We start from the raw sequence: 13990 nt of genomic DNA, 5'->3' as shown, positions 1-13990 counted from the left end.
GTTAATATTGTAGCAATTAGAGTAGTTTACACCCAAACTATCGCCAAGTACTGGGTTCAGAGAAAATGCCTCGATTTGCACACTATGTAATGTATTGAAGCCTCTTAAGTATCTGCAGCCGACGAAACGGAACATCGCATGTTTAGTTTGAACTTACACCCCATTTTCATTCTTTTGTATGGTGTCGCATCAGCGATATCGGCGTGGATTATTTATTTTGTTTTTTCATTGAGAACTCGCCAGTCGCATTTTGACTCAAAAATTAGAACGCCATACATACTTTATTCAAGCTGCATTTTGATTTGGGTATTAAGCAATGCCTTTTTCTACTCCCCCAGCATTATCAAAGTAAGTGAACCTCTAATACTTTCCGTTGCGCTCATTGCAAATACGGCCTCATTTGTTGGTTTTATTTGCGCTTGCAGCGTAACTCGCATTCTCATTGCTGAGGTAGAAAGCAAGCGATCTCGGTATATACAACTTGCTCTATTGGCAACACTTACCATTTGGGCTACCTATCTCAATTTCGCATCTAATCGCACCATTACCGACGTTACCGTCAATAAAGTGGGTGATTTCCAAATAAACCTCGGCGCAGAAGCTCACTGGTTTTATCTGACGATCGTGATTCTAATGGGCGTCACCTTTCATAATATTTTGCTCTACGCGCGTAAAGCTCGTCCGCTGCGTCAGGTGAAATCAATGTACGTGTTAACTGGTATCTGCATATTCATGATTTCAACCATCGTTTTTAGTGGCTTTGTTCCGGTGTTATGGAACAACTATTCGTTGACATGGATCCCTCCCACTCTAGCGATCAGTGAAATACTCCTCATAGGATACGGGTTACTAACCTCTCGATTTTTTAGCAATCGACAAGTGGTCTACACATTGTGTTCGTTTACGCTGACAAGCATAGTCACCATTGTGCCTATTGCATTGGTGCTCAATGCAATCTCTATCCAAAATCCTATCATTGCTGTCACCGTTAGTTGTCTATACACGGCTATTGTGTGGCGTTACCTATTACGTATCATCAAGGTGTTTTGCAGTCAGATTATTTTTGGTTCTGCCAGCTCCCCTTCAAAAAGGATCCGTTTACTGGGCAGAGATTTTCAACGTTCAACGGATAATGCATTAAAAGAAATCGCAAAAATCATTGGAATTGATAGTGAAGATTTACAACTAGTCTCTAACTTACAAGATGAACAACTTTACACATCACAATTACATCAACATGGTAACGTGCTCATTTTTCAGGAGATCGAAGATATTGTTTTAAGTGGTAGAGAGGTCAATAACATTCACTACTCTATCTACAACAAGATGCAAGCAGAGGCGGTTTCGCTGGTACTCCCCATATTTGACTACAACCAACGCCTTAGCCATCTATTGCTCGCCAAAAATAAAGCCAACGGTCAAATGTACTTCTTTGAAGAGGTAAAAGCCCTTCAACATGTACTACTCATTGCTCAAGGTTACATCAATGCTGACCGTAAAGTGCATCAATCTCAGGTGCTCGCCAATTCTATCGCGCATGAAATGCGCAACCCCCTCACCCAAGCTCAATATCAATTCGAAGTGCTCGATCACAAAATCAATCACAATGCCGAGCACCATGAATTGCAAGACGCACTGAATCGAGGCAAAAACTCAATCGAAAGAGGCCGACAATTAATCGACATCATTTTACGTGAAGTGAATAACACCGCCTTGGAAGACGTACCAACCAACGATGTGTCAATGCGTTACGCGGTTGCTCAAGCGATTGATGGTTATGCCTTTGAAAGTGAAACAATTAAACAACGTATTCATATTGATATCGAGCATGACTTTGTTGCACGAATCAACGAGACGTTGTTTAACTTTGTTATCTTTAATCTGCTGCGTAACAGTGTTTACTATTTTGATTCTCATCCTGATTCTAACGTTGAGATTAAGTCGCAAGTCGGAAAATACGAGCACTTTCTTATCGTCCGAGATACTGGCCCTGGCATTCCAAAGCCTCTCATTAACCGAATTTTCGACGATTTTTTCAGCTATAACAAATCCGATGGCAGCGGGTTAGGTTTGGGTTACTGCAGACGAGTGATGAAGTCTTTTGGTGGCTCAATCGAGTGCTACTCAAAACAAGGACACTTCACAGAGTTCCACCTCTCTTTTCCCACCAGCGGTCTACTAAGCCCCGGTATCACACCATTCGCCCCTCGTCATACCGCATTGACACCCAACGTTCACGCACCAGCCCAAATAACAATAATGGTGGTAGACGATAACCAGTGCCAGCGTGAATTGGTGCAAATGTTATTAACCAGACTAGGCTATCAGGTCGTGCTCGCAACCAATGGCCAAGATGCGATTAACACACTTGAGAAATGTATGGTCGATTTTGTTTTAATGGACATTCGAATGCCCGTTATGAACGGTTTTGAGGCCACCCAGCAGATAAAACAGTGCCACCCAGCACTGCCTGTTTTTGCTCTGTCAGGGGAATTTGGAGAGTATGAATTACAAAAAATAGCCCAGACCATGGATGGCCGACTATCAAAACCAGCCACAATTCAGGAATTAAAGCGTGCGGTTGAACTCGCACTGGCGATGAAAGACGCAACAAGTATCGCTAACACTGCCTAACATTGGCATTGAATATGCTTCTTTCCCCACCAACGGCAACTTATGTCCAGGTGTTTATAGGAGGCATATTTATGAACCGCTACACCTACTACGACTTAATCCATCATGGTATTCGATGTTTCGCCACCGATCGTCTTGGCGCTTACTCTGAACCCGAGTTTTCAATGTACTTAAGCCTGATGATTGGCAAAGACAGTTGCTCAGATATGAGTGATGATGAGCTGATCAATGCAGTAGACAATTTGCGTCAAGAAGGTTACTTAGAGGAAATAAAGCGGCTCATTCCACATTAATGTGCAGACTGCGTTATGCCATTTTCTGCAGCTGTAATGTGTCACGAGAACCGCCCCCAAAGCTGTCGCTCAGCGAAAATCCAGGCTCTAGAGACTTAGCAATGTCGTGCCCCCTGCATTTAGAGGAGATTTGGGTATATACTGGTCCTTCACTTCGTCAAAACGATCTTTAGTAATGAAATCACTGCTCGACTTTATACCCTTAATTATCTTTTTCGCTTTATACAAAATATTTGATATATACATCGCGACAGGGGGATTGATCGTAGCAACCGCTTTGCAGCTCACACTGACCTATTGGCTGTATAAGAAAGTAGAAAAAATGCAGTTAATCACCTTCGTTACGGTGGCTATCTTTGGCAGTATGACTATCTTCCTACATGACGATAACTTTATTAAATGGAAAGTCACCATCATCTATGCGCTTTTCGCCATTGGATTGACCACCAGTCAATTACTTGGAAAGTCAGCCATCAAAAACATGCTCGACAAAGAACTGACTTTGCCTGAATTCGTGTGGACAAGGCTTACTTGGGCTTGGGTAATATTTTTCGCTGCCTGCGCCTTGACCAACATTTACGTGGCATTCACGCTACCGCTAGATACATGGGTCAATTTTAAAGTTTTTGGTCTGTTAGCCGCGACATTTGCTTTCGTCATTTTGTCGGGCATCTACATCTATAAGCATGCAGCTAAATCGGATATAGAAGAATAAGCTCTGAGTCGCCAGATGCTTTTCTCGTGAACTCAGGTATAATCCGTTGAGCGACAATCGGGTCGCTTTCTAATTGGTCAACCTACGCTTCACTCTCGACAGTGACGTCAATATGTTGTGGATGTCAAAATGAGTCAGGATTCATACTCTCCTCGCGGACAACTTCTCCTTCGCACACTGGCTATGCCAGCCGATACCAACGCCAACGGTGATATTTTTGGTGGCTGGATTATGTCTCAGCTAGATTTGGCTGGAGGTATTCTCGCCAAAGAAATATCTGGCGGTCGAATCGTTACCGTCTCTGTATCTAGCATTACGTTTAAAAAACCAGTGAAAGTCGGCGACGTAGTCTGCTGCTATGGCGAATGCACTAAAATTGGCCGCACTTCAATGAGTATCGATCTTGAGGTTTGGGTGAAACCAATTAAAGAGCATGGTGTCGAAGATAGATTCATGGTTTGTGATGCCACGTTTAATTACGTTGCTATCGACGCAAACGGTAAACCACGAGCAATAAATTAGCATAGGGCAAGTCACATTTTCATTTATTGAAAATTTGCTTTGCTCTCCCCTACGTTACAGTTACTCATTAACAAGAACGATTCAAAAAAGGAAAGTAGAATGTGGTACGTTATTTTTTCTCAAGATGTTGAAAACTCACTAGAGAAACGTCTAAGCGTGCGCCCAGAGCATCTTGCTCGCTTACAACAATTGCAAGATGAAGGTCGCCTGTTGACTGCAGGTCCTATGCCAGCGATCGATTCAGAAAACCCTGGTGAAGCTGGCTTTACCGGTTCAACTGTGATCGCACAATTTGAGTCAATTGAAGACGCACAAGCGTGGGCAGATGCTGACCCATACATCGCAGCGGGTGTGTACCAAAATGTGATCGTTAAACCATTTAAGAAAGTGTTCTAAGTATGAAATTCGGTGTTTTTTCAGCCTTTCTCTTGCTATCAACCTTAGCTGGTTGTGCGAGTAACTCAGACCAAAAACATTTGGAGTTATTAGCAAGTAATCGTGCTAGCGTTCTGTCTTCAGAGCTTCCCCTTGAAGCTGGACCTCTATCTATCATGAGAGCTAACGCGAAAGGGACAAGTATCGAAATCATGATGATCTACAATCAAGATCAAGCTGGAGCGAAACCTATCGCTCAAGTTATGCAGCAAGGCGTTCGTTACTATTGCACCAATAAAGACACCACGCAAAACCTTGAAGCCGGCTTAAGTTATCGCATCAAGATGCGCAACACTCGCGGCCAGCTTATGTATGACGAATTTGTTACAAAAGACACCTGCGAACAAAATTAGTATTTATCGCCCGCCTCAATATGCGGGCGTTTTTTTGTGCGTAGGAAATTTAAGATATACACCCATTTGCATTCTAATTACCCAATTATATAGGTGACGACTTAGTCGACTAAAAATAAACCGACTCTTCCTTGCTGGTTTCATTTTATTAAACTTTTATTGCACTTTTCATTACCTCCAAACCAATTAATCTACTGGTTTTCCTCACTATTATCGTCAAACAATAGTCATAAATATTTCATCCACCTGCCTTTGGTTCAAAATAATTCTTATCTATCAATTGACGCCTCTACTGAGTAGATCTAAATTTTTTTAAGGTCTCAACAACAATAGGATTCCGCTATGAAACGTGCTAGTAACTCTTACCGCCTGCAAATCATTAAAGAAGTAGCCGTTCGCCAAGAACGTTTGCACAGTGGGGATCCTTTAGCGGCTTATATCCAACATCTGTTAGATGAACGACCTGATGTAGAAAAAAATAGCGAGCACAATCAACGATTTTCTGGCTGTCATTTCGATGATAATGCGGGAGGCTGGGTCAGTGATAAATGGGGAATGAAGTAACCTTGGTCTTTACCTCAAACAAGACTCAATCGAACAGGTTTCGCTGCGGAGATGATGCTTCGGAAGATTGAGACTGTTCTTTGGCTGTGTTACCCGCCAGCATTTTCCGTCTGTAGCGCTGGCGGCACAGCTTGATAACATGTAGCTGCTGGCTTGGTGTCATTTCCAGCCAAGTAAATCTTTCTTCTCTACGGCGCATACATCCTTGGCAATAGCCTTTTTCATCCACAGTACACACGCCGACACAGGGACTGGGTACGGTAAAAAATTCTAATTGCTCCATACTGACTCCTTTGCGACATAAGCCGACCTAGTTTTCAAGGCGAATTACCGTGCAGCGCGCTCCAATAATATAAAAATAAATCAAGAAACTATGACTAAATACTGACACAAACACCAACTTGTTGCCTATAATAAGAGGCGTTGAAAATTCATCGTGGTGTACAACACTCAACCTTTCTTGAAGTTGTTAAATATAAGTGTATACCTTATTGTTTTTGGAGTTTAATACTATGAAGTTTAGTTTAAAAACGTTAGTTGCGGCACTTTCTCTGCCAGTTCTAATGACCGCTTGTGCAAGCAATGGTGATGACGTGAAAACTATTACAGCAGCAGATCTTCAACACCACAACTGGGAACTTGTCCAAATTGATGGCAAAGCAATCCAAGTTGAGGAAGGTGAACGTGCACCAAACCTAGAAGTTGGCGAAAAGATGACAGCAAACGGCAACGCTGGCTGTAACACATACTTTGGCCAAGCTGAGCTGAAAGACAACCAGTTCCGCATCGAAAAAATGGGCATGACGATGAAGATGTGCATGGGTGAAACCATGAATATCGAAAGTACTTTCTCTAAAGCACTTTCAGATTGGAGCGACATGACTCTAACTAAAGATGGCCTAGTTCTTAAAAATGAAGCGCACACTTTAGTATTTAAACTAAGCGATTGGAAATAATCTTTCAGTCCATTAGACATTGAAGATTTAGTTATTGAAGAGCAGCTCTAGGCTGCTCTTTTTTATTGTGTGACACATTTTCACAACCCAACAGCAACAATATCTACAAATATCTAAAAAACATTTTTTCAGTCATAATGAACGAAATCTTAGCTTAGGTAGGTCTAGTACGAGCTAGCTTCCATTTTCTCTAATTAAACTAGGAATCATTATGACAAGGCTGTTTATCCTTCTCTCTTGCTTTTTATTTTCTTTCAACTCGTTAGCCACTGACGATTGGCAAACTATTACCAACAAGGCAAAAGGTCAAACTGTCTACTTTCACGCCTGGGGTGGTAGCCAAGAAATTAACAACTATCTGCGTTGGACGGCTCAACAGGTGCAGCAAAAATACGGAATAACGCTCAAACACGTCAAAGTGAGCGATATTGCCGAAACCACGGCTCGTTTAATCACAGAAAAAGCCGCCAGCAAAAACCGTGGTGGCAGTGTAGATATGGTTTGGATTAATGGTGAGAACTTCAAATCCATGAAGCATAATGGTCTGCTATACGGTCCCTTTGTGAGTAAATTACCGAGCTGGCGCTATGTCGATAAGTCTTTGCCTGTCGACAGTGACTTTTCCGAGCCAACTCTTGGACTTGAAGCACCTTGGGGTGTTGGCCAGTTGGTATTTATTCACGATACCGAGACTTTAAATAATCCGCCTAAGTCTTTTGCCGAGCTTCTAAGCTATGCGAATGCATTCCCAAATCGTATTAGCTACCCTCGTCCACCTGAGTTTCACGGCACTAGTTTTCTTAAGGCACTGTTGATTGAGTTAACCAACAATGATCCTCGATTAAGCAAACCAGTAACAGAAAGCGATTTTGAAGTTGTTACTGAACCACTTTGGACTTACCTGGATAGCCTTCACCAAGTCGCTTGGCGTCAAGGTAAACAATTCCCGAATGGAAGTTCCGAAATGACTCAATTGCTTGATGACGGGCAATTGGATTTGGCAATTACCTTTAATCCGAATGCGGTGTTCTCAGCGCAAGCAACCGGAAAACTTGCCCCCACTACTGCCGCTTATGCGATGCAGTCAGGCGCATTGTCCAATATCCACTTTCTTGCTATCCCGTGGAACGCGAATTCTCCAGAAGCAGCGCAAGTGGTGATTAACTTCCTCCTCAGTCCAGAAGCACAATCACGTAAAGGCGATCTTAATATTTGGGGTGATCCATCGGTGCTGGAAAACCAATATCTTACCGGCAGCGCGAAAAACACCACGCTATTTAAATCTATTGCAGAACCACACCCGAATTGGCAACTCGCACTAGAAAAAGCATGGCTCGAGCGATACGGAAACTAGCCATTAATGCGAAAACTGAGTTATAGCCTAGTCGTACTTGTTTGCTGCTTACCCATTGCACCGGGTCTACTCGGTGTATTAATTTCATCGCTTGGGTATATCCCACCTTTAGCAATGACCGAGGTAAGTGCAAATGGGTACGCGCAGATGTTTGCTTGGCATGGCGTGCAACAGTCACTGCTAATCACCTTGTTTAGCGCTATCGTCAGCACTGTACTTGCGACGCTATTCAGCTTTGCGATTGTGCAACGACTATGGCTAAGCCGAAGTTGGCATAAGGTGGAAAGTCTATTAGCACCTTTGCTCGCCCTACCCCACGTCGCTTTTGCGATTGGATTTTCGTTTCTGTTGGCGCCAACTGGGATTATCGCTCGTGCCGCTTTTACGCTATTCGATTGGCAAACAGATCCCAGTAGGCAGCCACTTCTGGTTAACGATCCTTATGGCTTGGGGCTAACACTCGCTCTAGCACTGAAAGAGCTGCCATTTTTGCTCTTGATGAGCATTCCTGTGTTACAGCAGTTAAAGGTAGAACAAAGTAATCAAGTCGCTACCATGCTCGGTTATACTCCAGCGCAAATGTGGCTCAAAGTCATCTTCCCTCAATGGCTAAGCAAAATGCGCTTTGCCATCTTTGCGGTCATTGCCTATGGCGTTGCCGTGGTTGATGTCGCTTTAGTGATTGGCCCATCCAATCCACCTACCTTTGCGGTACTCGTTTGGCAATGGTTTAACGACCCTGATTTGGCGCTATTACCTAGAGCCTCTGCAGGCGCAATTACATTATTCGTGCTCGCAAGCTGCTTAATGTTATTGGTTGTGGGTACCGAGAGGTTGGTGACACGATGGTGTAACCGCTGGCAGTTTTCTGGAAGATCGGGCTTTTCGCTGCCGGGGTTAACTATTCTTGGCTCCGCCGTTTCAATTGCGGTGAGTATCGTGCCCTTGCTGCTGATTTGGAGCATTGCGCAGCGCTGGCGTTTTCCTGATTTAGTACCAACTCAGTTTAGCCTGCGTTTTTGGCAATTTGAATGGCAAGGCATTGTGCCAATTGTACTAAATAGCGTACTGCTGGCACTAGTTTCTGCCTCTTTAGCGCTGCTTTTAGCACTGATCGCTCAAGAATATAAACATAATGGTAAAAAGCACTTACCTGATTATGTTATCGCCCTGCCTATGCTCATTCCGCAATTGTCGATGCTATTTGGCATACAGGTGATTGCGCTCTACCTCTCTGGAGATCGCTTCTGGTTTTGGGTGATCTGGTCGCACATCTTTTTTGCTTTTCCATTTGTCTACTTAGCCCTTGATGGCCCATGGAAAAGCTATGACCCAAACTATACCAAAGCGGGTTGGTTAGGTAAGTCACCATTACATGTATTGTTTTCGATTAAATTCCGTATGTTACTACCCGCTATTTTTTATGCTTGGGCTGTCGGAATCAGTGTCAGCTTAGCCCAATATTTACCCACACTTATGTTAGGAGCTGGGCGAATCGCGACCATTACGACCGAAGCTGTTGCGCTATCGAGCGGCTTTGACCGTCGAGTAACCGCCATTTATGCACTTTGGCAAGCGCTGCTGCCACTGGTGTTTTTCACGATGGCACTCTTTTTCAGTCGACTTACCAGAAGACGTTCAAAACCATTAATGAATCAGCGAGCAATCTATGACTCTATTTCTAAACAACCTCACCGTTTCTAAGCCAAACGGCGAGGTGTTATTTGAGCAGTTCCATGCTCAAATTGAACCGGGACAAGTGCTCACCGTGATGGGACCAAGCGGCTGTGGAAAATCCACGTTGCTCAATCTTATTGCCGGCCACATGAGCCAAGACTTTCGCTACACCGGAGAAGTACTACTGAATCAAAAGGCGCTCGATCACGTTGCGCCTCACGCTCGGCAAATTGGCATTCTGTTTCAAGATGATTTGCTTTTTCCTCATTGGAACGTGTGGCAAAACCTTGCATTTGCTCTCCCTAACGAAGTGAAAGGCATCAAAAGACAACAACAGGCGATGGCATGTTTAGAGCAAGTTCAATTAGAAGCATTGGCTAACGCTTATCCAGACCAAATCTCAGGCGGGCAACGTGCTCGCATTAGTTTGCTGAGAATGCTGTTAGCCAAGCCGCAAGCCGCCCTATTGGATGAGCCATTTAGCAAATTAGACAAAGAGTTACGCAGCCAATTTCGAGATTGGGTATTTGAACAATTACAGCGAGCGAATGTACCGACATTATTAGTCACCCATGATATCGATGACGTGCCAAGCAATGCGCAAGTGTTGCACTGGCCATGGCAAAACCATTTAGAACCACAAGTTGTACCAGACCATGCTTGATAGATTTAGTATTAAAATTATTCGTGCGCCATTAACCCTTGGTGCGAAAGCACTAAATAAAAGCGGCATTACCGCCAACCAAACTACGGTGGTTGGTTTTGTAATTGGTTGCTTGGCATTGCCTGCTTTAGCGCTGGAAAATTACTGGCTAGCTCTAACGTTTATTGTGCTCAATCGAATCTGTGATGGGCTTGATGGGGCGATTGCCCGCATTCAAGGCATTACTGATGCTGGCGGGTTTCTCGATATCAGTTTGGATTTTCTATTTTACTCACTGATACCCTTTGGGTTTGTGCTAGCCAATGCTGAACAAAATGCCGTCGCAGGTGCGTTTTTGATTTTTTCATTTATTGGCACCGGTTCAAGCTTTCTTGCTTTTGCTGTGATGGCGAGTAAACGCGGAATTGAAAATCCGGTCTATCAAAACAAATCGCTCTATTACATGAGTGGTTTAACGGAAGGCACTGAAACCATCGCCTGCTTTGTTCTGTTTTGTCTATTCCCTACTCATTTTGCGCTGATCGCCTATGTGTATGGTGCGGCTTGCTGGTTTACAACAGCGACCCGAATTTGGGCCGGCTACCACACGCTAAAACAATAAATGAGTGTAAAAAAGCCCCGCGATTATTATATATAGTAACGACGGGGCTAGTTCAATATGGAAGTGCGGTATTATCTCTTAAACACCAAACATTTTAGCGACGCTTGCTCGTCAATATCGGCAAACTCTTCTGGGTTAGCCAAACGCTCCACAAACGTAAGCTCAGGCGCTGCTTCCGCCATTCCATCAATCAAAAAGCTGCAATCCACTGCCGGTGAATTCACACAAGCCAAGACTTGGCCTTTCTCGCTCAATAAATCGGGTAGACGACGTAAAATCTTGGCGTAGTCTTTGGTTAATGCAAAGCTGCCCTTTTGGAATGACGGCGGATCGATAATGATCAGATCATAGGGACCCGATTTCTTGATTTTGCCCCATGATTTGAAAATATCATGGCCCATAAACTTCACTTGGTTGAGGTTGTGCTCATTAAGTTTATGGTTTTCGCGACCTTTGGATAGTGACGCTTTCGCCATATCAACGTTCACCACTTGGTCTGCACCACCAGCAATCGCTGCAACCGAAAAACCACACGTATAGGCGAACAGGTTCAATACATTGGCGTGTTTCGCATGCTCTCGCACCCACTCACGGCCCAAACGCATATCTAAAAACAGACCAAAGTTTTGATTACGACCAATATCGAGCTGGTATTTTAAACCCAATTCTTCTACCACTGGTCTTGGGTTTAGTTCACCCAGCAGCACTTCTGACGGTGTGCCATCTGCATAGCGGTGCTGAAGTAGGATCACTTGACCTTGACGCTGTTGCCACACTTCACTACGTGATAAGTCGCTTAAGCCCTGCTTTAATGCTTCTAAAAACTCATCGTCTGCCGCTTTAAAAAGATTGACGATGAGCTGCCCTTCTAGCCAATCACACGTCAACTGCTCTAGCCCTTGCCAACGCTGACCGCGGCCATGAAACAAACGACGGACTTCATTTGGCACCACCGCCAATTGTTGCTCTACATGGCGAATAAATACTGGAATTTGATTTGCTTGCATTATTGTCACTACTTTTTAATGTTCGGCCATGCGAGTTGCCAAGGCGTTAGCCAAGCATCAATACCTGCTTGAACCTCTGCATCTTGCCATTTTTGCCCAAGTAAACTGTGTTCACGAGGATCACATGAAAATTGATACGCCTGCTGTTGGTAGGTAAATGCCAACGCAAAAGCGTGCAGATAACCACGGTCGGCATCGTCACCTGCGTTATAAATTGGGTCGCCAACAATCGCTGAACCGACTGATTTCAATGCGACACGGATTTGATGTGTTTTGCCGGTGTGTGGCTTACATAAAAACAGACGCTCACCCGGTTTGGCGCTCGCCGAAAAAAATTGCGTAATTGCAGGGTTATGTTGTGAGTTGACCAACTTCCACGCAGAGCGACGAGAGCGCTCCATATCCCCGCTCACAAGACCTTGCTTTTTCTTTGGTTTTTTTGCCCCAATCGCCAGATAGTACTTCTCTACTTGACGATTAGCGAAGGCCTGAGAAAGCTCACTCGCTGCTTGCGCGTTTCTCGCCAGCAATAGAATACCTGACGTCATCTTATCCAAACGATGCACAAGATAGAGTTGAGAATCACCGCTGCATTTCGCAACTTCATTAAGCAACATGGTCTCGCCAGTATCTTTGTGCACTGACACACCAGGATGTTTATTGATGATGAGAAAATCTGGGTGGGTATATAGAATGTCAAACATGAAAACGGCCCCTATTAGGAGCCGTGAGTATATACGTAAACGTTATTGGTCTAAAGCCAAGTTATAGCTTTTTCGAGACTAGAGCGGTCAGCGCGATAATCGCAACACCCAACATCATAATCTCCCCTTTACCTACATCAAACCCGCCTTTGATACCGGCATAAGCCACGATTGCAATCGCAAATGGAATGATGAATTTAACCAAGTTGTACCAAAGACCAAAGAGTGGGAATTTCACTTCACCATCATTAGTGATCTCTTTATGTAATTCTTCACGATTGAGGCGCCAACCCGCAAAGATACACACAAACATACCGCCAACCGCTAGGAAAATCTTATCCGTTAGCAGATCAAAGATATCAAATGCACCTGTATCAAACAGTTTTGGGGCCGGTTCACCTGCCGTTGACGATATCAATTAAATGGAAAACACGGTCAATGCTGCAACGCTAAGACCAATAAAGAACAGCAGTGCGAGCAATAGGCCAATCACACCACCCATTTCAGCAAATAGTTGTGGAACAACGACGAATACTAAACCAGGGCCAGCTGCTGGTTCCATGCTAAAGGCAAACATCGCTGGGAACATTGCGATACCCGCAAGCAACGCTACGCCCGTATCCATTGCCGTCACCATTGCGGTCGTTTGCTCTAGTTTTCTTTTTCCTCAAATAACTACCATAGGTAATCATACAGCCATACCTAGGCTCAATGAGAAGAATGCTTGACCAAGAGCAGCAAGAACCACACTGCTGTCTACCTTAGAGAAATCTGGCTTAAACAAAAACTCTAAACCTGCCATCGCACCCGGTAGGCTCAAACCTTTGCCGCTACGATGATAAGAATGATAAATAGCAACGGCATTGAATTTTGCCCGCTTTTCAATCCCTCCAGACACTCCGCGAATAACGACAAAAATGTTGAATAAAAGGTATAAACCCATCCACAATAGCGGCTGAATTGGATCTGAAATAAAGGCACCGAAGCTGTCACCGATCGCTTCAGGTGTACTGAGGAGCCCCGTGGCTATTTTGTAGATGTAAGCGACAGCCCAACCACCCACTACAGGGTAGAAGCCCATGATCAAAAGACCACTTAGCACCCCCAAGACACCGACAAACGTCCAGCGACGGTCCGTCGATTTGAATGCACCAACGGCTGAGACACCGGTTTTACGACCAATCGCGAATTCGGTTAGCATCACGCTAAAGCCGATAAAAATAACAAAAAGTAGGTAGATAGCAACAAATGCGCCGCCCCCACTTTCACCTGCTGTATACGGAAATTTCCAAATATTACCGAGACCTACCGCAGAACCTGCAGCGGCCATAACGAAACCTAATTTAGACCCCCAGTTATCGCGGGGTTTATTGGTTGTAACTGTAGCCACATAATCACCATTTAAATTTTGTTGTGTTTGTTTGCTTTGGCGCTTTTGGTTGCAAATGTATCCTTTTATAAGTGTTATGGATAAATTTGTTAACGCTCTACAGGAAAGTAAACCAGTTTCA

General features: G+C 44.1%; 15 protein-coding genes and 2 pseudogenes. 12 read left to right on the top strand and 5 right to left on the bottom strand.

Going from position 1 to position 13990, the window contains the following annotated elements; all coding sequences use genetic code 11:
- Positions 1–489: 489 nt before the first annotated feature.
- The 7 genes from Vt282_RS05500 to Vt282_RS05470 all read left to right on the top strand — a co-directional run bounded on the left by Vt282_RS05500 (position 490) and on the right by Vt282_RS05470 (position 5516).
- Complete coding sequence (locus Vt282_RS05500) at positions 490–2634, top strand: hybrid sensor histidine kinase/response regulator (RefSeq protein ID WP_162062782.1); 2145 nt, start codon at positions 490–492, stop codon at positions 2632–2634.
- A 71-nt stretch (positions 2635–2705) separates the two neighbouring features.
- The gene (locus tag Vt282_RS05495; RefSeq protein ID WP_408647103.1) at positions 2706–2927 is read left to right on the top strand and encodes a hypothetical protein; all 222 of its coding nucleotides are present in this window, start codon (positions 2706–2708) and stop codon (positions 2925–2927) included.
- 175 nt (positions 2928–3102) lie between these two features.
- A complete protein-coding gene (locus Vt282_RS05490) occupies positions 3103–3642 on the top strand; it encodes a septation protein A (RefSeq protein WP_162062781.1) in 540 nt (179 codons plus the stop codon).
- A gap of 129 nt (positions 3643–3771) precedes the next feature.
- A complete protein-coding gene (gene yciA, locus Vt282_RS05485; RefSeq protein WP_162062780.1) occupies positions 3772–4164 on the top strand; it encodes an acyl-CoA thioester hydrolase YciA in 393 nt (130 codons plus the stop codon).
- 99 nt (positions 4165–4263) lie between these two features.
- Entirely contained in the window at positions 4264–4560 is a 297-nt protein-coding gene (locus Vt282_RS05480) for a YciI family protein (protein ID WP_162062779.1), read from the top strand.
- Between the two features lie 2 nt (positions 4561–4562).
- A complete protein-coding gene (locus Vt282_RS05475) occupies positions 4563–4952 on the top strand; it encodes a GspS/AspS pilotin family protein (RefSeq protein WP_162062778.1) in 390 nt (129 codons plus the stop codon).
- A gap of 342 nt (positions 4953–5294) precedes the next feature.
- Entirely contained in the window at positions 5295–5516 is a 222-nt protein-coding gene (locus tag Vt282_RS05470; protein ID WP_162046587.1) for a hypothetical protein, read from the top strand.
- A gap of 25 nt (positions 5517–5541) precedes the next feature.
- Here Vt282_RS05470 and Vt282_RS05465 read toward each other — a convergent pair whose 3' ends face one another.
- Complete coding sequence (locus Vt282_RS05465; RefSeq protein WP_162062777.1) at positions 5542–5799, bottom strand: DUF1289 domain-containing protein; 258 nt, start codon at positions 5797–5799, stop codon at positions 5542–5544.
- Positions 5800–6028: 229 nt separating this feature from the next.
- Between Vt282_RS05465 and Vt282_RS05460 the strand changes: the two genes are divergently transcribed.
- The 5 genes from Vt282_RS05460 to Vt282_RS05440 all read left to right on the top strand — a co-directional run bounded on the left by Vt282_RS05460 (position 6029) and on the right by Vt282_RS05440 (position 10768).
- The gene (locus tag Vt282_RS05460) at positions 6029–6472 is read left to right on the top strand and encodes an META domain-containing protein (RefSeq protein ID WP_162062776.1); all 444 of its coding nucleotides are present in this window, start codon (positions 6029–6031) and stop codon (positions 6470–6472) included.
- Positions 6473–6683: 211 nt separating this feature from the next.
- Positions 6684–7826, top strand: coding sequence for an ABC transporter substrate-binding protein (locus tag Vt282_RS05455; RefSeq protein ID WP_162062775.1), 1143 nt, complete (start codon positions 6684–6686; stop codon positions 7824–7826).
- A 6-nt stretch (positions 7827–7832) separates the two neighbouring features.
- On the top strand, positions 7833–9530 hold the full coding sequence (locus Vt282_RS05450) for an ABC transporter permease (protein WP_162062774.1): 1698 nt from the start codon (positions 7833–7835) through the stop codon (positions 9528–9530).
- Complete coding sequence (locus Vt282_RS05445; RefSeq protein ID WP_162062773.1) at positions 9496–10167, top strand: ATP-binding cassette domain-containing protein; 672 nt, start codon at positions 9496–9498, stop codon at positions 10165–10167. Before Vt282_RS05450 ends, Vt282_RS05445 begins: the two co-directional genes overlap by 35 nt.
- Entirely contained in the window at positions 10160–10768 is a 609-nt protein-coding gene (locus tag Vt282_RS05440) for a CDP-alcohol phosphatidyltransferase family protein (protein ID WP_162062772.1), read from the top strand. The genes Vt282_RS05445 and Vt282_RS05440 overlap by 8 nt, the downstream gene beginning before the upstream one ends.
- A 71-nt stretch (positions 10769–10839) precedes the next feature.
- Here Vt282_RS05440 and Vt282_RS05435 read toward each other — a convergent pair whose 3' ends face one another.
- From Vt282_RS05435 to Vt282_RS05425, 4 genes and pseudogenes are all read right to left on the bottom strand, one after another.
- Positions 10840–11775 carry a class I SAM-dependent methyltransferase gene (locus tag Vt282_RS05435; RefSeq protein ID WP_162062771.1) on the bottom strand — a complete coding sequence of 312 codons (936 nt, stop codon included), beginning with the start codon at positions 11773–11775 and terminating at the stop codon, positions 10840–10842.
- Between the two features lie 8 nt (positions 11776–11783).
- The gene (locus tag Vt282_RS05430; RefSeq protein WP_162062770.1) at positions 11784–12479 is read right to left on the bottom strand and encodes a TIGR01621 family pseudouridine synthase; all 696 of its coding nucleotides are present in this window, start codon (positions 12477–12479) and stop codon (positions 11784–11786) included.
- 61 nt (positions 12480–12540) lie between these two features.
- Positions 12541–12870: pseudogene (locus Vt282_RS21645) on the bottom strand (sodium-dependent transporter); the annotation flags it as partial.
- A gap of 48 nt (positions 12871–12918) precedes the next feature.
- A pseudogene (locus Vt282_RS05425) lies at positions 12919–13869 on the bottom strand (sodium-dependent transporter); the annotation flags it as partial.
- Positions 13870–13990 lie beyond the last annotated feature (121 nt).

The organism is Vibrio taketomensis (genome assembly GCF_009938165.1).
Classification (GTDB): Bacteria; Pseudomonadota; Gammaproteobacteria; order Enterobacterales; family Vibrionaceae; genus Vibrio; species Vibrio taketomensis.
Note: the sequence above shows the minus strand (reverse complement) of the source record. Positions and strands in the feature narration are given on the sequence as shown.

Coding starts and splice junctions, on each gene's coding strand:
- Vt282_RS05465 (WP_162062777.1), bottom strand. CDS start 5,799: ATGGAGCAATTAGAATTTTTTACCGTACCCAGTCCCTGTGTCGGCGTG.
- yciA (WP_162062780.1), top strand. CDS start 3,772: ATGAGTCAGGATTCATACTCTCCTCGCGGACAACTTCTCCTTCGCACA.
- Vt282_RS05460 (WP_162062776.1), top strand. CDS start 6,029: ATGAAGTTTAGTTTAAAAACGTTAGTTGCGGCACTTTCTCTGCCAGTT.
- Vt282_RS05495 (WP_408647103.1), top strand. CDS start 2,706: ATGAACCGCTACACCTACTACGACTTAATCCATCATGGTATTCGATGT.
- Vt282_RS05435 (WP_162062771.1), bottom strand. CDS start 11,775: ATGCAAGCAAATCAAATTCCAGTATTTATTCGCCATGTAGAGCAACAA.
- Vt282_RS05450 (WP_162062774.1), top strand. CDS start 7,833: ATGCGAAAACTGAGTTATAGCCTAGTCGTACTTGTTTGCTGCTTACCC.
- Vt282_RS05455 (WP_162062775.1), top strand. CDS start 6,684: ATGACAAGGCTGTTTATCCTTCTCTCTTGCTTTTTATTTTCTTTCAAC.
- Vt282_RS05440 (WP_162062772.1), top strand. CDS start 10,160: ATGCTTGATAGATTTAGTATTAAAATTATTCGTGCGCCATTAACCCTT.
- Vt282_RS05470 (WP_162046587.1), top strand. CDS start 5,295: ATGAAACGTGCTAGTAACTCTTACCGCCTGCAAATCATTAAAGAAGTA.
- Vt282_RS05475 (WP_162062778.1), top strand. CDS start 4,563: ATGAAATTCGGTGTTTTTTCAGCCTTTCTCTTGCTATCAACCTTAGCT.
- Vt282_RS05430 (WP_162062770.1), bottom strand. CDS start 12,479: ATGTTTGACATTCTATATACCCACCCAGATTTTCTCATCATCAATAAA.
- Vt282_RS05490 (WP_162062781.1), top strand. CDS start 3,103: ATGAAATCACTGCTCGACTTTATACCCTTAATTATCTTTTTCGCTTTA.
- Vt282_RS05480 (WP_162062779.1), top strand. CDS start 4,264: ATGTGGTACGTTATTTTTTCTCAAGATGTTGAAAACTCACTAGAGAAA.
- Vt282_RS05445 (WP_162062773.1), top strand. CDS start 9,496: ATGACTCTATTTCTAAACAACCTCACCGTTTCTAAGCCAAACGGCGAG.